13 protein-coding genes are annotated in these 20,149 nt (G+C 48.5%); 7 read left to right on the top strand and 6 right to left on the bottom strand.

Annotation, left to right across the window (positions count from 1 at the left end; genetic code table 11):
- Window positions 1-326 precede the first annotated feature (326 nt).
- Complete coding sequence (gene tdh / locus V4C51_RS13640) at window positions 327-1,352, bottom strand: L-threonine 3-dehydrogenase (protein ID WP_330926728.1); 1,026 nt, start codon at window positions 1,350-1,352, stop codon at window positions 327-329.
- Window positions 1,353-1,385: 33 nt separating this feature from the next.
- Complete coding sequence (locus tag V4C51_RS13635; protein WP_330926727.1) at window positions 1,386-2,582, bottom strand: glycine C-acetyltransferase; 1,197 nt, start codon at window positions 2,580-2,582, stop codon at window positions 1,386-1,388.
- 1,153 nt (window positions 2,583-3,735) lie between these two features.
- Here V4C51_RS13635 and rpsT point away from each other — a divergent pair.
- Window positions 3,736-4,002 (top strand): 30S ribosomal protein S20, encoded by a 267-nt coding sequence (rpsT, locus tag V4C51_RS13630; protein WP_330926726.1) that lies wholly within the window; start codon window positions 3,736-3,738, stop codon window positions 4,000-4,002.
- A gap of 249 nt (window positions 4,003-4,251) precedes the next feature.
- Here rpsT and V4C51_RS13625 read toward each other — a convergent pair whose 3' ends face one another.
- Window positions 4,252-5,841 carry an ATP-binding protein gene (locus V4C51_RS13625; RefSeq protein ID WP_330926725.1) on the bottom strand — a complete coding sequence of 530 codons (1,590 nt, stop codon included), beginning with the start codon at window positions 5,839-5,841 and terminating at the stop codon, window positions 4,252-4,254.
- 2 nt (window positions 5,842-5,843) lie between these two features.
- The gene (locus tag V4C51_RS13620; RefSeq protein WP_330926724.1) at window positions 5,844-6,593 is read right to left on the bottom strand and encodes a winged helix-turn-helix domain-containing protein; all 750 of its coding nucleotides are present in this window, start codon (window positions 6,591-6,593) and stop codon (window positions 5,844-5,846) included.
- Between the two features lie 705 nt (window positions 6,594-7,298).
- On the opposite strand from V4C51_RS13620, the gene nrdA reads away from it, so the two are divergent.
- The 5 genes from nrdA (at window position 7,299) to V4C51_RS13595 (ending at window position 14,756) form a co-directional block, all read left to right on the top strand.
- Window positions 7,299-9,569 carry a class 1a ribonucleoside-diphosphate reductase subunit alpha gene (gene nrdA, locus V4C51_RS13615; protein WP_330926723.1) on the top strand — a complete coding sequence of 757 codons (2,271 nt, stop codon included), beginning with the start codon at window positions 7,299-7,301 and terminating at the stop codon, window positions 9,567-9,569.
- A 116-nt stretch (window positions 9,570-9,685) separates the two neighbouring features.
- Complete coding sequence (nrdB, locus tag V4C51_RS13610) at window positions 9,686-10,816, top strand: class Ia ribonucleoside-diphosphate reductase subunit beta (protein WP_330926722.1); 1,131 nt, start codon at window positions 9,686-9,688, stop codon at window positions 10,814-10,816.
- A 30-nt stretch (window positions 10,817-10,846) separates the two neighbouring features.
- Complete coding sequence (gene yfaE / locus V4C51_RS13605; RefSeq protein WP_330926721.1) at window positions 10,847-11,131, top strand: class I ribonucleotide reductase maintenance protein YfaE; 285 nt, start codon at window positions 10,847-10,849, stop codon at window positions 11,129-11,131.
- Window positions 11,132-11,606: 475 nt separating this feature from the next.
- The gene (locus tag V4C51_RS13600) at window positions 11,607-13,535 is read left to right on the top strand and encodes an extracellular solute-binding protein (protein WP_330926720.1); all 1,929 of its coding nucleotides are present in this window, start codon (window positions 11,607-11,609) and stop codon (window positions 13,533-13,535) included.
- A gap of 291 nt (window positions 13,536-13,826) precedes the next feature.
- Entirely contained in the window at window positions 13,827-14,756 is a 930-nt protein-coding gene (locus V4C51_RS13595) for a DMT family transporter (protein WP_330926719.1), read from the top strand.
- 75 nt (window positions 14,757-14,831) lie between these two features.
- On the opposite strand, the gene V4C51_RS13590 is transcribed toward V4C51_RS13595, so the two are convergent.
- Window positions 14,832-15,950: a murein transglycosylase domain-containing protein gene (locus V4C51_RS13590; RefSeq protein ID WP_330926718.1), complete on the bottom strand. Its 1,119-nt coding sequence runs from the start codon at window positions 15,948-15,950 to the stop codon at window positions 14,832-14,834.
- 846 nt (window positions 15,951-16,796) lie between these two features.
- Window positions 16,797-17,861, bottom strand: a complete 1,065-nt coding sequence (locus V4C51_RS13585) for a phospholipase A (protein WP_330926717.1) — start codon at window positions 17,859-17,861, stop codon at window positions 16,797-16,799.
- 860 nt (window positions 17,862-18,721) lie between these two features.
- Between V4C51_RS13585 and V4C51_RS13580 the strand changes: the two genes are divergently transcribed.
- A complete protein-coding gene (locus V4C51_RS13580) occupies window positions 18,722-20,050 on the top strand; it encodes a hypothetical protein (RefSeq protein WP_330926716.1) in 1,329 nt (442 codons plus the stop codon).
- Window positions 20,051-20,149 lie beyond the last annotated feature (99 nt).

Below are 20,149 nucleotides of genomic sequence, written 5' to 3'. Positions count from 1 at the left end.
ATTCACTAAAAATTTCCGACTTTTTATCCTCAATTTTCTGCCATCCTCGCTACGGGCGCTATTCTCGGACAGCCTCCTAGGAGCCTGTCGGACTTAAGATAATTTCGGCCTGAAATCCAGGAAGCGCAAGAAAGCGCGAGAAAGCGCGAGAAAGCGCGGCCAGAATTTCCGATCAATTTGCTTAAATAGGTCAACTATTCGCACAAGTTGATTGAAAATTCTGACTCGCCCTACTGAATTTTATGCTTGAAAGCATAAGTCCGACAGGCTCCTAGCGACAGCCTCCATAGGGCAGGGGGCACTTTGGCGGCCTGGCTCTGAGACAATTATGACCAGTTCAGAATCACCTTACCCGATTGCCCGGAACGCATTATTTCAAACGCATTATGGAACTTGTCCACGTGCATTCGGTGGGTAATAACCGGTGAGATGTCAAGACCAGATTGCAACATACTGGTCATTTTATACCAGGTTTCAAACATCTCACGACCATAAATGCCTTTGATGACAAGTCCTTTAAAAATAACCTGGTTCCAGTCAATGGTGATATCACTGGCAGGAATGCCCAGTAAGGCAAGTTTGCCGCCGTGGTTCAGGTTTTCCAGCATTTGCTGAAACGCACGTCCATTGCCTGACATCTCAAGGCCGATATCAAAGCCTTCAACCATGCCTAGACGTTTCATTACCTCATTAAGGGACTCTTTTGCCACATTTATTGCGGCAGTTGCCCCTGTTTTACGTGCCAGATCCAGGCGGTACTCGTTGATATCGGTAATCACCACGTGGCGAGCACCCACGTGTTTGCAAATTGCCGCTGCCATAATACCAATGGGGCCTGCGCCGGTGATTAAGACATCTTCGCCAACAAGGTCGAAGGATAATGCGGTATGTACCGCATTACCGAAGGGGTCAAAAATAGAAGCAAGGTCATCACTGATATCATCAGGTATGGGGAAGGCATTGACTGCAGGAATGGACAGATACTCAGCAAACGCGCCGTCACGGTCGACGCCTACGCCTACGGTAAAATTACACAGATGGCGGCGGCCAGCGCGACAGTTACGGCAGTGACCGCAGGTAATATGACCCTCCCCAGAAACACGTTGCCCAAGTTTAAAGCCTTGGACTCCCTTACCCAGTTCAACAATTTCTCCAACGAATTCATGACCTACATGCATCCCTACTGGTATGGTTTTCTGGGACCAATCGTCCCAGTTAAAAATATGAATATCCGTACCACAAATCGCGGTTTTACGGATTTTTATGAGTAAATCATTATAACCGACTTCAGGCATCGGCCTTTCGGCCAGCCAGATGCCTGGCTCCGGTTTCAGCTTGGCAAGTGTTTTCATTACACCCCTTAACTTTTTGTCTTATATCATAAATCAGTGAATAACGTCTAATTCGCGACCGACTTTTGCAAAGGCAGCAATGGCCTTGTCGATATGCGTTTTTGTGTGAGCAGCGGACATTTGTGTCCGAATGCGCGCCTGGCCTTTAGGCACTACCGGGAAAGAGAAGCCAATCACGTAAATGCCCTCCTGAAGCATTCTATCAGCAAACTGACCTGCCAGGGATGCGTCACCAAGCATTACAGGAATAATGGGGTGATCGGCACCGGCCAACTTAAAGCCCAGCTTGCTCATTTCGGTACGGAAGTGATCCGTATTGTCTTTCAAGCGTTTGCGTAACTCATCACCCGTTTCCAGGATATCCAATACTTTGATGGAGGCTGAGGCAATGGTCGGTGATAAGGTGTTGGAAAAAAGATAAGGGCGGGAGCGGTTTCTCAACCAGTCCACCAATGCTTTATGACCGGTGGTATACCCTCCAGAAGCACCGCCTAGCGCTTTACCCAAGGTGCCGGTGATAATATCCACCCGCCCCATCACGCCACAGTGTTCATGGGTGCCACGGCCGGCTTCACCGATAAAGCCTGTGGCATGGCAGTCATCCACCATCACCAGCGCGTTGTATTTATCAGCCAGGTCACAGATGCCTTTGAGGTTGGCAATCACACCGTCCATGGAGAAGACACCATCGGTGGCAATCAGCTTGTAGCGAACACCGGCCGCGTCAGCTTCTTGCAGGCGAACCTCCAGATCAGCCATGTCATTGTTGGCATAACGGAAGCGCCTGGCTTTGCACAATCGTACACCATCTATAATACTGGCATGGTTCAGGGCATCGCTAATAATAGCATCTTCCGGCCCGAGCAGGGTTTCAAAAAGGCCACCATTAGCATCGAAGCAGGAGGGATAAAGAATTGTATCTTCCATGCCCAGAAACTCAGACAGGCGTTTTTCCAGCTGCTTGTGGACAGACTGAGTACCACAAATAAACCGCACAGAAGCCATACCGTAGCCGTACTTATCCAGCGCTTTCTTACCGGCATCTATCAGCTCAGGCGCATTGGCCAGGCCCAGATAGTTATTGGCGCAGAAGTTAAGGACCTCTGCCCCGGACTCCACCTTGATATCCGCCTGTTGCTGAGAAGTGATAATCCGTTCACTCTTATAAAGACCTTCTTTTTTTAGACCATCGAGCTGTTTTTGTAACTGCGTGTAAAACTCGGCTTTCATGTGCATAACTCCGGTTAGAGTGGGTATCACTGCCGTCAATAGGGGTTGGGTAAGTCCTACAAAATGGACTACATTTGTACCCGCATTAGACTTTCTTCAGAACCTGAGGTAGCGGCAATTTATAGTCTACCGCCGTCATCCCCGCGCAGGCGGGGGCCACTGTGGTGGTGGATTCCTGCCTTCGCAGGAATGACGAGCTGCGGGTATTTTCTGAAATGCGGCTACCTTGAAAGCTGTTCATAAAAGATCAGAATCAGCTTCTTAAAAGGCTCCTGAGCGCGGGTTGCGTGAAATGAACAATAGCAAATCATGGTTTTTTCTGCGTTTCAAAGAATCAGCCCATAACAGCGCCAATATCCCATAAATAGCAGCCTTTCCTCGTCGCCTGGTGGTATCAAGCCGCCCGGAAAAGCCCGGGTAAACAAGGTGTTTCTCCTGTGACATAGCGCTAGCCCGGATATTTCATAAACATGCTCCTGGCCTTGCTTGCTCCTTGCGGCTCTGCGCAATTCTCAGGGCAGTTTATGAAATATCCGGGCTAGGAGCCTGTCCGAGAATAGACTACCCTACTGCGGTTGCGATAAATTGGTTTAAAAATTCCTGCTTCTTCGTCAAATAGCCCCACTATTATCCTCAGAAGCAGAAATTTTTATCCTCAATTTCTCGTAATCCTCGCTACGGGCGCTATTCTCGGTCAGGCTCCTAGGGGCAAGCCAGGATCGTAGCGAAAAAGCAGAATCCTTCCATTATGTTGACGGGAACCAAGGGATGATTATTATCCTCTTCATTTCGCCCGCGCTCGCGCCGACTCATGATAAACCATTTTATGCCAACAGTCCCCATTCTCAATGTGGTTGCGGGGAGTGTTCGGGTGAGTCAGTGCGACATGATTACAGACAGGGCCTCTCTGGAGAGTGGCTGATGATGAGTAGAATAATGTCCTGATTTAATCGATCTCAGGTTATGCGCCGTTGACAACACTCTGGCAAATCGGCACAATTCTGACCCTTGATTATTCTAGGGAAAGTGGGGATGGTCTGGCATGCCTTACCCGGGGTGCGCCAGCTATCGCGGCAAACCCCACTTTTCCTGACAGGGTGTCCGTAGCCTCCCTGTTAAGACTGTTTGAAATTTTATTTCCAGGAGCATCACGGTGGCAAATTCACCCTCCGCTAGAAAACGTGCCCGTCAGGCAGAAAACCGACGTCAACATAATGCTGGCCTGCGTTCCATGGTTCGTACTTCCATCAAGAAGGTTCTGCGTGCTATCGAAAGCAAGGATCATGCTATGGCCACAGCTGCCCTGCAGGCGGCTGTACCTGTAATCGACCGTATGGCTGATAAAGGCATCATCCACAAGAACAAGGCTGCTCGCCACAAAAGTCGCCTGAATGCACAGGTTAAGGCGATCTCGGCTTAATTGTTGGCATTGTCAAAAAAACCGGCCCTTCGTCGGTTTTTTTGTGCCTGATCTTTAGAAGCAGTCTTAAAAGTCTGCCCGTCGCGAGGATTGCGAGAAATGGAGGATAAAAAGTCGCTTTTGTGAGGAGAATAGCGGGGCTATTTGATGAACAAGCAGGAATTTTTAGACCAATTTATCGCGACCGCAGTAGCGCGGTCTATTCTCGGTCAGCCTCCTAGGAGGCATTGGTTCTGAATTTTTCTAACGCTACTTCTGTTTCCTCGGCCAAATCAAACTAAATTGTGCGCCACCTAATGGGCTATGGCTGACTTTAGCTCGCCCGTTATGCCAGTACATAATACGCTGAACAATGGACAATCCCAGTCCATAACCGCCCGATTTACGGGTTCGGCTGTCATCAAGTCGTGAAAAAGCAGTAAAGACCCGCTCCCATTGCTCTTTTGGAATACCAGGACCATCATCGTCTACATCAATACGGCAGTTATCCTGAGTCGCAGAGAATTTGACCTGAATCCGGGTATCGGCGTATCGACAGGCATTGCCCACTAGGTTTTGAATCGCACGGTGCAGATAGCGCGGATCAATATCAGAGAACTGCCGCCGCTCAGAGGTTGAGCAGGGTAAATGCTCTATCTGAATACGGCTTTGTAACCGCAGGTGTTCACTGACGACCTGGGCGGCAATGGTATCCACGTTCAAGCGTTTGAACCGCAGTGTGGGTGCACCTTGTTCCAGATTGGCATAGGTCAGAAACTCATCCACCAGTGTATCAAGCTCGACGATATCCTTATCCATGCCTGCCAGCTGCATTTCGCGCTCAGTAACTGACTCCGCGTCAGCGATCATCTCCAGAGCAAAACGCAACCGTGCCACGGGGGTGCGTAGCTCATGGGAAACGCCCCTGATCATTTCTTTCTGAACGCCCAGTAACCGCTCAATGTGACCGGCCATATCATTAAAAGCCATAGCCAGACTGCCAATGGAGTCCGCGCCGGAAACATTCACCCGTACGGCAAAATCTCCGCCGCTGAACCGTTTGGCCGCGCGTTCAAGTTTTCGAAGCCGCCGCTCTATTCCCCTCACCAGGGTATAAATGGTCAGGCTCAACGACAGCAGGACAAATAGCCCTATGGTAATGACCAGTTGTGGTGGATAAGGGTTCAGTAGCTCAACAGGCCCGAGCCGTATCACCTTTTCAGCGTGATGAATCTGCCCGAACAGCGTTATGGTTTCCGTTGCATTATCTACGAGGGTGACAACATTCCCCTGGCGCAATTGATTCACCAGCAAGGGTTGTTTCAGGCCAGTCTCTGCTAACGTTAAAAGGCGCGCCTGATAATTGAAGGCTTTTTCCTGAAGTGACGCCATTGTGTCAAAACGCTTTTGCTCAGGGATATCTGCCATCAACGTCTGCAGTAAGCTCATGGTGCCTGTCATCATGGCCTCAGAAATTGAGTCCACCTGCCCCTTCAGGAGAGTGCCTGGCTCAACCTGGGTGTACACGAGTGCCTGGTTGTCATCAAGCATGTTAATCACCACCTGCCAATGGTGCAGCCGGTCTTTGTTAGCGTCACTGAGGGTGACATCCGCGCTGTTAACCAGAGAGAAGGGTATTGATAACCGGTGACCCCAGTAGTCAAGCCATGACTGGCGCTCATGTTCAGGTAACCGGGTGACTTTCTCAGCAACCAGCTTGAGTGTCCCTTTCACCATAGATTCGCGGTAGTCCGCCAGCCGGGAGCTATTAACAATAGATACTGTAATCCCTGACAACAGCGAGACCAGCACCAGCGAAAACAGCAAACCGCCGTATATACGTAAAAATATACTGCTCACGGTCACCCACTTTTCACAAAAAGGTAGCCTTTACTGCGAACGGTTTTTATCAGACGGGGGTGCATGGGGTCATCGCCTATTTTTGGACGGATGCGGGAAACGCGCACATCAATGGAGCGGTCCTGACCATCGTATTCAATCCCTCTCAAGCAGGAAAAAATCTCTTCACGGCTAAGCACTCGCCCGGCATTTGAGCATAATAACCAGAGCAGATCGAATTCAGCGCTGGTCAGCTCAATGCTGTTGCCGTTTAGCCAGGCTTCCCGCATGGCATTATCCACCATCAGTGGGCCAAAATGCAGGCGAGAATGCCTTGTTGACTGCTCCGATCCAGTCCCCGGCGCTTTGCGGCGCAATAATGCACGAATTCGTGCCAGCAGTACCCGTGGGCGGACAGGTTTAGCCACATAGTCATCGGCCCCCATTTCCAGACCCAGCACTTCATCAAGATCATCGGTACGGGCTGTCAGCATTAAAATAGGGTTTTTAAACTGACCACGGACACGTCGGCAAATAGACACACCATCTTCACCAGGCAGCATTAAATCCAATACCACCAGGTTCGGTCGCTCAGTTAAAATGCGGTCCACAGCTTTGGCGCCATTACTTTCGATGGATACCTGTAATCCGTTGTTTTCCAGATATTCCCGTGTCAAATTAGCCAGACGTTCATCATCTTCTACAATCAGGACGCGCCCTGCTTCACTCTCTAAAGCCATTGCTTTTTTCACACTTTTGTAAACTGTTGTCATTTACAGGGCATTTTAACACTACCTGCCTGTCTCAGTCCTGATTTGACAACAGGTAGTAACAATAAATTCCGAAAGGCTGGTAATCCTGTACGAAAAAAGAAAAAATAGAGAAACCCGTTAGTTATACGCAACCATTATAAAAAAAATGCCCTGTTTTGAGACCCCTTGAAAAAAAGTGGCCTTGATTCCGTCCGTTGACAGCAAGTTTGCAACCACTAACCGGTTCAAAATTGCCAGAGTACAAACCGTATTTGTCCCCTTGAAATTCCGGGCATGGCGCATTATCTTGTGTATATGAATGAGGCTGTCATACCATATATAGTGTCTATAGAGGATTGTGACACCCACATCAGGGATGAATGCTCACCCACTGGACCAGCAGACAGGCCTGCGGGTGATTTTCTCTCAGAAGCAGTCTTAAAAGTCTGCCCTTAGCGAGGACCGCGAGAAATGGCGGATAAAAAGTCACTTTTGTGAGGAGAATAGCGGGACTATTTGATGAACAAAAGCGACTTTTTAGACCCATTTATCGTAGCCGCGGTAGGAGCATGACTTTTAAGACTGCTTCTCAGTATGCCCGTCAAAATGAGGGGAATCTTACTGAATAGCTCTCGTGCATGTTGGATGTCTGTCGCACGGGAATATGTCTGCCACCATCGCTCTACTTCATAGCCACCATCGATTGAGTCTACAGGTACGGATTTGATGAACAAAAACATCCTGGTCAGTAAACGTGACGGAGGACAGGAACAGCTGGATCTTGAAAAGATTCACCGGGTAATCACCTGGGCAGCCAGTGGACTGAGCAATGTGTCTGTTTCTGAAGTTGAGTTGAAATCGCACATTCAGTTCTATGATGGCATACAGACTACGGATATCCATGAAACCTTGATAAAGTCGGCCGCTGACCTTATTTCTGAGCAGGCACCCGATTATCAATACCTGGCGGCTCGCCTGGCGATTTTCCACCTGCGGAAAAAAGCTTATGGTCAGTTTGAACCCCCTCGCCTTTATCAACAGGTAACGCGCCTGGTAGAGCTCAAAAAATACGACAGTCACCTGCTGACTGATTACAGTGAGGCTGAATTTGATGAGATGGACAGCTACCTGGATCACAGTCGCGACATGAACTTCAGCTATGCTGCCGTCAAGCAGCTCGAAGGTAAATACCTGGTACAAAACCGGGTGACGGGTGAATATTTTGAGAGTCCACAAATACTGTACATGCTGATCGCCGCCTGCCTGTTTGCCAGCTATGACAAAACTCGCCGCATGGACTATATACGCCGGTTTTATAATGCCTCCTCCACCTTCAAGATTTCACTGCCGACACCGATCATGGCTGGTGTTCGTACACCGACCCGCCAGTTCAGCTCCTGCGTATTGATTGAGTGTGGTGACTCCCTGGACTCTATTAACGCGACATCCAGCGCTATCGTTAAATATGTTAGCCAGCGTGCGGGTATTGGTATTAACGCGGGGCGTATTCGCGCTATTGGTAGTTGCATACGAAACGGCGAAGCTTTCCATACTGGCTGTATTCCTTTCTACAAGCACTTCCAGACTGCCGTGAAGTCTTGTTCTCAAGGTGGCGTGCGCGGTGGCGCGGCCACCTTGTTCTATCCAATTTGGCACTATGAAGCAGAAAATCTCCTGGTGCTGAAAAATAACCGGGGGGTAGAAGAAAATCGGGTGCGCCATATTGATTACGGTGTTCAGTTTAACAAGCTGATGTACCAGCGTCTGATTGAAGGTGGTACGATCAGCCTGTTTTCGCCGAGTGATGTGCCTGGCCTGTACGATGCTTTCTTTGAAGACCAGGAAACATTTGAACAGCTGTACGTAAAGTACGAGCAAGATGATAGCATTCGCAAGAAAACCCTCAAAGCCATTGAACTGTTTTCCCTGTTTGCTTCAGAGCGTGCCAGCACCGGTCGTATTTACTTGCAGAATGTTGATCACTGTAACACCCATAGTCCCTTCGATCCGACAGTCGCACCGGTTCGTCAAAGCAATCTCTGCCTTGAAATTGCCCTGCCGACCAAGCCGTTAGCCCATACCCTTGACGAAGCGGGTGAAATCGCCTTGTGTACACTGGCAGCGTTTAACCTGGGCGCACTGAGTAGTCTGGACGAACTGGAAGCCCTTGCTGAACTTCTGGTGCGCGCACTCGATAGCCTGCTCGATTATCAGGATTACCCTCTCCCTGCTGCTCGCAATGCCACAATGGCTCGTCGTCCATTGGGTGTAGGCGTCATTAACTTTGCCAATTACCTGGCGAAAAATGGCGTGCGCTATTCTGATGGTTCAGCCAACGGGCTGACACACCGTACCTTTGAGGCCATTGAGTATTACTTGCTTAAAGCCTCGAACAAGCTGGCAAAAGAGGCTGGTACCTGTACCCGATTTAATGAAACCACCTACGCCCAGGGCATCTTGCCTATCGACACCTATAAAAAGGATCTCGATACTATTTGCGATGAGCCTCTGCACCTGGACTGGGAAAGCCTGCGTACCGATATTCGTGAGAGTGGTTTGCGTAACTCGACCCTGACGGCATTAATGCCTTCAGAAACCTCATCACAGATCAGCAATGCCACCAATGGCATTGAGCCGCCACGGGGCTTTGTCAGTGTTAAAGCCAGCAAAGACGGTATCCTCAAACAGGTAGTCCCTGACTTTGAAGCGCTTCGTGATAATTATGAACTGTTATGGGATATCAGGGGCAATGACGGTTACCTGCAACTGGTGGCTATTATGCAAAAATTTGTCGACCAGACTGTCTCTGCTAACACCAATTATGACCCCGGTCATTTTGAGGGGGGTAAAGTTCCCGTCAAACTGTTACTCAAGGATTTGCTGACGGCCTACAAGCTGGGGGTCAAAACACTGTATTACCATAACACCCGCGATGGTGCGTCGGATGCCCAGCATGATCTTGATGATGGCTGTGTCGGCGGTGCCTGCAAGATTTAATCAGATTGCCAAGGTCTGAGGTGTTAACCGGTTAGCCTTGATCAGGCGACCGGTATTCGGTCCATTACTAAAACCAGAAGCGTGGCAGCAATGCTGTCTTGGATGAACTCCAACTCATGAGCTACACAACATTTAATCAGACGTTTTTTGACGCCACGGCAGAACCCATGTTCTTTGGCCGTAATGTGAATATCGCCCGCTACGATATTCAGAAGTACCCTGTCTTTGAGAAACTAATCGAAAAACAGCTGTCGTTTTTCTGGCGCCCCGAAGAAGTTGACCTGTCCACAGACAGTCGGGATTTTGCTGCATTGCCTGAGCATGAAAAGCACATTTTTCTCAGCAATCTGAAATACCAGACGTTGTTGGACTCCGTGCAGGGGCGGTCACCGAATATCGCTCTACTGCCGGTTGTTTCCATACCTGAGCTGGAAACCTGGATTGAAACCTGGGCCTTCAGTGAGACGATTCACTCACGCTCCTATACGCATATTATCCGCAATATTGTCACGGAACCCAGTGAGGTGTTTGATGATATTGTCACTAACAAGGCCATCATTGAACGGGCTAATGATATTACCTGTTACTATGACGAGTTGATCAGCGGTATTAATCTGTACAATCAGCTCGGTGAAGGTGTCCATACCGTGAACGGCAAAAGAGTGGCCGTGTCTGTCAAAGACCTCAAACGCAAGCTGTATTTGACCTTGGTTTCTGTCAATGTGCTTGAAGCGATCCGCTTCTATGTCAGCTTTGCCTGCAGTTTTGCTTTTGCTGAGCGTTCTACCATGGAAGGCAATGCCAAAATTATCAAGCTGATTGCCCGTGACGAAGCCTTGCACCTGATCGGCACCCAACACATGCTGCAAATCATGGCTGAGGGCAAGGATGACCCGGAAATGGCAGACATTGCCCGGGAACTCCGCCAGGAGGCCCATGATATTTTTATCACTGCGGCTGAGCAGGAAAAAGATTGGGCGGACTACCTGTTCCGTGATGGTTCCATGATTGGTTTAAACAAAGATATTCTGGGCCAGTACGTCGAATACATTACCAACCAGCGTATGACGGCTATTGGTTTTGATGCGCCGTTTGGCATCAAACAAAACCCACTGCCCTGGATAAACAGCTGGCTAAACAGTGATAATGTCCAGGTTGCCCCCCAGGAGGTTGAAGTCAGCTCGTATCTGGTAGGACAGGTAGACAGCGATGTGAAGTCCGAAGACTTCAGTGACTTCTCACTATAACCCTAACACCCACTGATCGCGGAGCACTCTATGGCCCATATTGTGAAAATTATGGACGGTTTCAGCTTTATACCTCGCTCTGAGTTGACGTTGCTGGAAGCACTTGAATCACATAAAGTGGACGTAGAGTACCAGTGTCGCGAAGGCTTCTGTGGTAGTTGTCAGGTAACATTACTGGAAGGAGAGATAGAGTACGTTGTCGAACCCATTGCCTTTGTCCCTGACGGACGTATTCTTACCTGTTGTTGTCACCCAAAAAGTGATATAACCCTTGGGATTCCCGGGGGCTTCAGGCTGAAGAAAACAGAGCAGTGATACCTGGAGGGTATTTTACGGGATATTTTACGGCTGCCTTGCCATAGCGCGACGTGGGTATTGGCCTGGTATTTTGGGTATGCTCCACCATCTTTAACCCTGAATTCAGCCGTTGATCGCTTTTAACCTGTTGGAAGGTTCGTTCCCCGTGGAAGAAACAGCGCTCAACGGCTCAATTGTGGTTAAAAAATCAGCAGTAAAACCAGTTGGCGTCTACTATTGAAGACAGAAACTAGTGCAAACAAGCGTTAATAGACATACAACCATCACCTTGGTCACTCCGGCGAAAACAGGAGTTCATTTTCTGGTAGATTCCCGCCTTCGCGGGAATGACGACTGTATGGGTATTAGCGCTTAACAGCACTAGGAGCCTGTCGGGCTTAAGCTTTCGAGCATAAAATTCAGTAGAGCGAGTCAGATTTTTCGATGGATTTGTGCGAATAGTTGACCTGTTTAAGCAAATTCATCGGAAAATATGGCCGCTCTTTCTGGGTTTAAGGCCGAAATTGCCTTAAGTCCGACAGGCTCCTGGGCATCCACAGGGCTTACTGTAATAATAAAAATGTTTATCCCGTTAACACGGTCAAAAAAATACCCCAAAAAAAATCCCAGCCATAAATTGATCGTGTTGCTGGTTGCCCTGACCTGTGAAAACACAGGGGCTGAGCAGTCACAGATACCTGTTTTCTCTACCTCGACCTTCTCCCTCATTGGTGAGGCCAAATACCCTGATAACTTTTCTCACTATGATTACGTCAATCCGAATGCGCCCAAAGGTGGCACTCTTAATCTGGCGGAACTGGGTACTTACGACACGCTGAATCAGTTCAACAGTAAAGGGCGAGCGGCTTATGGGCTTTATTGGGTCTATGATCGGCTAATGACTCGCTCTGCCGATGAGCCTTTTACGCTCTACCCGTTACTGGCCAGGCAACTGCATTACCCTGCATCTTTCAAGTGGGTGACCTTCGATCTGCACGAACATGCCCGATTTCATGATGGCAAACCATTGACGGCTGATGATGTTGTTTTCTCCTTTGATTTGCTTAAACAGCAAGGCTCCCCCCTTGCCCGAAATAACCTGCGCGACGTTATCAGTGCCACAGCCAATACGCCTTATAAAGTGACCTTTCATCTCGGGGAAGACGCGGGTAAAAAAGCACTGGCCGCCATTGCTTTTCAACCGGTGTTCCCTAAACATATCTGGAAAAACCAGCCCTTTAATGTAGCCTTAACTCTGCCCCCTGTTGGGAGTGGCCCTATGAAAGTCAGCGCCGTCAAGCTTGGGCAATCTATTACCTATGAACGTGTCAAAAACTACTGGGGTGGGGAGTTAGCCTCACGCAAGGGGCTGTATAATTTCGACCGGATTCATGTGAACTACTACCGTAACCTGCAAACGGCCAGAGAAGCCTTTAAAATTGGTCAGGTGGATATCAGCTATGTCTTCGACGCTAAAGCCTGGCACGAGCAGTTTACCTTTGATGCGACCAGAAAAAAGCAGGTGATCAAAGAAACGCTGCCCTTTCTTCGCCCGCCGGGCATGAAGGGGCTGGTCTTTAATACGCGCCGCTCACTGTTTCAGGACCGGCGTGTTCGGGAAGCCTTGCTGCATCTCTACGATTTCCAATGGATTAACCAGCACCTGATGCACGGCCACGCACAACGCACGCGGAGTTTCTTTGCCCATACCCCAATGATGGCTACCGGCTTGCCCTCCGCGGCAGAGTTGGCATTGTTACAACCCTATCAACAGACGTTACCTGCCTGTTTTTTCACCACAGTGCCTGCTCTACCTGACAGCAACGGCAGTGGTTGTGATCGTGCCAGTAAAAGTAAAGCCATTGCCTTGTTAGCCCAAGCCGGCTGGCGGCTCAGTAACGGCAAAATGGCGCACGAAATAACGGGAAAGCCCTTTACGTTTACGATTCTTGCTGACTCTTTTGAGGCGGAGCGTCTTATCATGCCGTTTCGAAAAGCGCTGGCAAGTATTGGCATTCAGGTTAAAATTCAAACCCTCGATATCAGTCAATACCGTAACCGGATAAAAACCTTCGATTTCGATATGGTCAGCTGGTGTTTTTTCCACTCCCCCTTTTTAGGTGCTGAGCAAGCCAATAGCTGGAGCAGCCAGGCGGCAGATGAGCGACACTCCAACAATCTGGCAGGGGTCAAGCACCCCGCTATCGATGCGCTGGTCAACCGGCTGCGTCAGCCCCTCAGTTATGACGATATGGTCACCACAGGTCGGGCTTTAGACCGGCTTTTACTGTGGGGTATCTATATGATTCCCCAGTGGCACAGTGAGAAGGTTCATGTGGCTTATTGGCAGCACATTGAAAGGCCGAAAACAGGGAGGCCTTTTTATCCGATACTGGAGTCAATGTGGGAAAGCAGTCATTAAAGTATGTCCCGATGATTAAGACGTCTTGTCAGTGAGCGAACGCCTTGGGTGAGGTCGTTACTGTTGCCACGCTTTCTCGCGCTTTCTCGCGCTTTCTCGCGCTTTCTGGATTTTAGGCCGAAATTGTCTTAAGTCCGACAGGCTCCCGGGGTGCTTTTTTTCTAGCGCATTATTGATAACTATCAAAGAAGCGCTTTCAGGAAAGCTTTACCCTCCCTTCCCGGAAAATAACCCATGCCGAATCAATAACCGGCTACGTCTTGTCAAGGTCTTTCTAAAAAGGTATTCCTGATGGTAAAAAATTCCCAGCGTCAGGCCATGTTATTTGGTTTATCCGCTGTATTGCTGTGGTCGACAGTGGCTACCGCTTTCAAAATCAGTCTTAACTATTTAACCCCTGTTCAATTAGTCTTATTTGCCAGCATAACCTCGGTTATCACACTTAGCCTATGGGTCAGTTACCAGCAACGTTGGCATCAGGTGGTGCTCGCTTTTAAAAAAAAGCCATTCTATTATCTCCTGATGGGGCTGCTTAACCCCTTCTTGTACTATATCGTGTTATTTAAGGCGTATGACTTGCTGCCAGCTCAACAGGCTCAGCCCCTTAATTATACGTGGGCACTGACCTTGACCCTCCTTGCTGTACCTCTTCTGAACCAGAAGCTGACCAAAATTGATATGTTGGCCTGCTGTCTTGGTTATACCGGCGCGTTGATTATTGCCACAGGCGGTAATCTTATGGCGCTGAATTTTAACAGTCCTCTGGGAGTCACCCTGGCCTTAACCAGTACACTGTTATGGGCGCTGTACTGGGTGTATAACACTCGCAACACCGATGATCCTGTGGTCAGCCTGCTGCTGTGTTTTTTGTGCTCCATGCCCTTGATCATTTTTGCCAACATTTATGCGGGCGGGTTTTCTATCCAGTGGCAGGGGATAGCTGGAGCGATCTATGTCGGTTTATTTGAAATGGGTATCACGTTTGTACTTTGGCTAACGGCACTGAAAAAAGCCACACATATTGCCCGTATCAGTAATTTAATTTTTATTTCTCCGTTTTTGTCATTGCTGTTTATTTCATGGGTTCTGGGTGAGTCCATAGCCCCTTCAACTTTTATTGGGCTTATCATTATTGTTGTCGCTGTTATTGTCCAACAGCAGCAAAAAACAACGGGTGCTATCAATGATAACAACAAAGAGAAGTACTCTCAGATCGCTTGAGGCGGACATTGCATAACTCAAGGGGTTCTATGAACCTGAACTCGGGTTAAAAAACCGTGTCGGTCTGTGGCGGTTTTATAAAACGGCAATATCCCGATAAAACTGCTCTTGGGCAGAAATGACTTTTTCAAGGTACTGGCGTGATTCCATGCTTGGGTGATCCTTCGTCAGCGCCTGGTAAACATCTTCAGGGAGCATATTGTTAATGGTCGATATTGCCTGTCTTTTTCCATCCCCAAAGGTCTGAAAAACTCTGCTTGCGCCACCATTATATGCAGAGATTGTTGCGTACTTTAACGACAAAGGGTGTTCAATATCCTTAAGATAACGAGTACTGAGCAAGTGTAAGTACGCAGCTCCTGTATCAATGTTATTCCGGGGTTTAAGCAGGTACTCCTTGGTCGGCATATCCAGCCGGTTTTTCACGAGTGAAAAGACATCTTTACCTGCTGTATGCTGAATAACCTGCATCAAGCCGTAGGCATTGGCATGACTTGTTGCAAGGGGATTAAAGTTGCTTTCCGTGCTAATAATTGCATAGAGTAAACTGGCATCGATATTGTAGTGGTAGGAAGAGCGCTTAATAATGCTTGAGTACTGGTACTTTTCTTCAAGGTTGTGATCAGGTACCAGGTCAATAGCTATACTGTACACAGTTCCCTTTGCCTGCAGCGATGAACGTAGCTTGTTATTGAGGAGGTGGTCAGCAAAGTACGCCGCCCCGGCATACCCCCTCACAGGTTTTTGATCCTGGTCTAGCACCTGTCCGAACAGTGTCGGCAACGCGTTAGCGGGCATATCGTTTACCGAAAATTCTTCGATGGTTTCTGGACTCCAGGGTGTCAGCAGTAAAGCAATAATGGCAGAGCGCAACTCACCCTCATCTCCTGCTTCGAGATGCACGGTACCCTGCTCGTAGTTAATAAATACACGGGCATTGCGCGTGTTGGTAGAATTGGACTTTCGTTCTGTGTACTCAGTATCCAAACGGTAGGCAAGTATTGACCGGCTCAGTGCCGATAACAGCGTAGTAAATGCGGTCTCCTGATCGGGCTTTCTGGTGTTACCTGTCATGACATGGAAACAGGTATTACTGGCAGAAGGGACAATGCCAGGGGCTGGCTCTTGTGAAACGCTGTTGGTGATAAAAGGTAGTGTGACCAAAGCCACCAAGGCTCGAAAAGAAATGTGCATAATTCTTGTTGCTAATAATCCTTGCTATTTCAATTGCTGGGAGCCTGTCGGACTTTGCTTTTGAGCATAAAATTCAGTAGGGCGAGTCAGAATTTCTGATCAATTTGTGCGAATAGTTGATCTATTTAAGCAAATTGATCGGAAATTCTGGCCGTACTTTCTTGCGCTTTCTCGCGCTTTCTGGATTTCAGGCCGAAATTGTCTTAAGTCCGACAGGCTCCTGGTTACAACTTTCTGTTTTGTGTAATATCCACTGGCTTTTCTCATTGCGGCAAAATTGCTGGCGCAGCCCAAGGGGGCAAAGTTAACTTAAGTTAAAGAGTGCTGTGGTATAAGTTATTCCCCATCAGAAATGATCTTATTCAGATAGAATAAGGGTGAAAAGTCAAAGGCAGAATCAGGGTTTTTACGGATAATGGTGACTGTAATGTGCGACAAGCGGCTAATTTTATGAGAATAACAAGATAAAGCGCTGTGTCTCTCTGATTGCTAGGAGCCTGACCGAGAATAGCGCCCGTAGCGAGGATTACGAGAAATTGAGGATAAAAATTTCTGCTTCTGAGGATAATAGTGGGGCTATTTGACGAAGAAACAGGAATTTTTAGACCAATTTATCGCAACCGCAGTAGGGTAGTCTATTCTCGGACAGGCTCCTAGGAGCCTGACGGCTTTGCGTTTTGAGAAATACTTGTTGATGTTGCTTGCGGTGATCAGGTGGTGGTTATAACGGTTCAGTGGCAGAGCTTAGCTGACAAACGGTCGTGGCAGTGGTGGTTGTGAACGTATGGGTTGTGCAGGTAGCTGACTTAACACTGACCTGCTGCAAAAAAGCCGGATTTAAACCGTTTATAACCAGTCTGTCAGCATAATTCCCGCACTGATTCGGCTGACACTGTCGTTATAATCAATCAGGCTTTCGCCATACCCGTTAAAGTACTGGACGTATCCTTTAAAGCGTTGGTTGATGGGAAAAGTCCAATCCAGCTGGATGGCGCCTTTGTTTTCAGAGCGTAGATTATTGCGTACCATCAGTCCCAGATTATAGTCGCCCATTTTGTAGCCGAAATGCAGCTCTCCATACCCCATATAATCAACAATATCTGGATTATCATCGCCTTCTGCGTCGCCGGGGTATTCCTTTTTCTTTTCGGGGATTCTCCACCAGGGTTTAAAACTCATGTAAAAATTATCCTTCTCCAGGATAAAATTCGCATATACCCTGTTCCAGCCGCGTGATAATCCCCCTGCGCGCCCATTAGACTGATGACTGATACCCACAGCCGTTGCCCTGAGATTTAGCCCAAACACATTCTGATGCATGGGGAAAATCAGAAAGGCTTCGGGTTCATGGTTTGTTTCACGAAAGGGTGATGAATTATCAATATTATACGCCTGCCACCAGGAAGTATTGGTATAGGCTACATACAGATCGCCCTTCCCTTGAAAAATTCCTGTTGCCACAGGTGCTTTGATGCTGATTTGAAATTTGATTTCTGCCGGGGAAAGATGACCCTGCAAATTTCCATTATCCGTCCCCCAATGATCATGATCAATACTCGTCGCATAGGATAATGGTAGAAGGTAATTGGGCTTATGGGGTGAGATAGTAAAGGGGTTGTTCCGAGTGGCCCGTTCACTTTTTATTCTGTCTGCCAGCAAGTCTTTGTTTTCATTTTCCTCACTTTTTCCGTTATCAGCCGGAACTGCTTCGTGACCGGTTGCGCTCAGGCACTGGGCACGAAGCGCCTGGAGGGTCAGGGTACCATCAGCTGATTTTATCCCTCGTAAAAGACATTGGTCGTAAGTTTCAGCATAGGCCGCAGGCACTGTATATGCCGCCAGAAAACTGAGGGTACACAGCATTTTACTGGTGGGCCATTTTTGTAAAGCCTGTGTTGAAAGAAAGGTCATACTGAATATATTCCTTTGGTTCATTTGACCGAATAATTCGATGGACAATTATCCGGGGGGTTGGGGTGTGGTTTGGTCAGTATGAACGCCAGGAGCCTGTCGGACTTATGCTCGAAAGCATAAGTCCGACAGGCTCCTGGCATCAACAACGTTAAATCCATGGAGGATGACAGGTTCAGTCAATGCTATAGTCAGGATACTGTGTTCTGGCACCGTGCATCATAAACCGGCAACAGCCCCATGAACAGGGTTAAGAAGCTGTTCACAATCATTTATGGGCTGCAACCGTCGATAAAGCTGGAATGACTGATCCCGAGGCAATATAGCTGGTCATTACGCTAACTCCCATTAAACTGGAAGGTTTCTGTTAATACCCAGGAGCCTGTCGGACTTAAGACAATTTCGGCCTAAAATCCAGAAAGTGCGAGAAAGTGCGAGAAAGTGCGAGAAAGTGCGAGAAAGTGCGGCCAGAATTTCCGATCAATTTGCTTAATAAATAGGTCAACTATTCGCACAAATTGATCGAAAATTCTGACTCGCCCTACTGAATTTTATGCTCGAAAGCATAAGTCCGGCAGGCTCCTTGAGACTGTTCCTGTGCGGGGCTTGCGGCGCTAGATGGAGTAGGGTAATAATCAATACAGGTAACAGGCTTTTGAGACATCGTTTTAAAGAGGCGGAAAAGTCAATGCTGCTCTGGATTCTTTACTAGACTGGCGGTCAAACAGGAAATAAAAGCAACTATCTGCGCAGCCATGAAAATAATATACCAACCGCTTTTTTTATTGATCAGCCTCTATCTTCTGACCGCCTGTGAGTCGCGTTTGCAATCGCCCCCCCCAACGGCGTCAGGAGCTATTTTGCAATCGCCCCCCCCAGCGGCGTCAGGCGCTATTGAGCGTATTCGAGCCTTTGCTTATAAGCACTATGGTCAACAGTTGGTTCTCAGTGACGCGCAACTTGAACAGCTGGCGTGGGTGGAAGAGAGTCAGTTTTATACACCGGAGGCGGCAGGCAGAACGGACATTCACCCTGAAGTGCCTCGAGCTTTATCCCGGTTGTATAACCTTCAACGACTTCGGTCGGGGACACCTGCTGATTACCAGGCTTTCGTTGGGCCTCAGGTTTTGGCTGGGAACCGTGCCATTTTGAGCAAGTCCGGCTTTGAGGCATTATCCCATCCCATTAAGGCCATGAACAAGGCGCACTATGACGTATTGGCAGCAGCCAGTATTATTAGCGGTGTATCCCGATCCCCTGAAGCCATCCGACGTGCCACCCCCTACCTGGGCAGAGCTGTCCCACCGGACAGCGTACAATTTTTAACGGCAACGGCACCCCATGCCGACGATATTTACCCCTTGGCCCATCAGGTCATCAGTCAATATCCCGAGGCAAAAGCGCTGTTTAAGGTTGTGTTTATGCCTGACAGCCATCTTCGTCATATGCTTTACAATGAGGGTTCTCTCTCCATGTACGGTTATCTGGAGCAGGGTATCCGCAGCAGGCAGTTAAGCAGAGGGGATGTTGATCTATGGTACAGTTACTGGGTTGTTAATATTGCCGGTTTCCGTGGTCACCTTTCTGGCCCCGGTTCTTTATACCTTGATCAACACACCTTTGAAGCAATCAACGACCTTCACGGGCTGTTGGTAAGCGTCTTTGAAGGGGATACACAAAACCTCATGCGGCTTTATTTGAAACGGCGGGCACAGAGGCTCGGACTCAATACGCAGCCCTTGTCAGAGAATGAACGCCTTGCCCTGGCAGCCCTTGGCGCGATGATTCGACTTTATACGCCCACAGACGGTAGCGCCCTGGTTGCAGGGTTCAAGCAGCTTGACAGTCATAATAAGGCCCTTTGGGTGAGCCACCGTCTTAAGCAATTGCAAAAGCAGACCTTTCCCTCAGAGACTTACGGGCCTGCGGTGTTTGCTAATGTCCTTAAGCAGGTCAGCCTTGCTGAGACGATCAAAGCGGTTATTCCCCTTTACAACAGCGTGGTTACCGAAGAGCAGCGAATGAGGCAGGCTAATGAGTTGCCGGACACAGTCCCTGTCTCTTTTCAGGCATTGGCACGTCAGGAGAGTGTTGACCGTTTACTTCAACACCCTAAAACCGCCTATCCTATCCTCATCAATCGGGAAACCGGCGTGGCAACGCTGACACCACCGTCACCAGAAAAGTAATATAGAACTTACGCATTGACAGCACCGACAAAAAATGGCCTTAACCAGTCTTTTCCCTCTGAGAAGTCCTTTATAAACTCCCAAGTGGCTTCTTTGAGG

Origin of the sequence: Candidatus Sororendozoicomonas aggregata (genome assembly GCF_031528575.1) — a bacterium.
GTDB classification, from domain to species: domain Bacteria; phylum Pseudomonadota; class Gammaproteobacteria; order Pseudomonadales; family Endozoicomonadaceae; genus Endonucleibacter; species Endonucleibacter aggregata.
The sequence above is the reverse complement of the archived record's forward strand: the minus strand, read 5'-3'. Positions and strand labels throughout refer to the sequence as shown.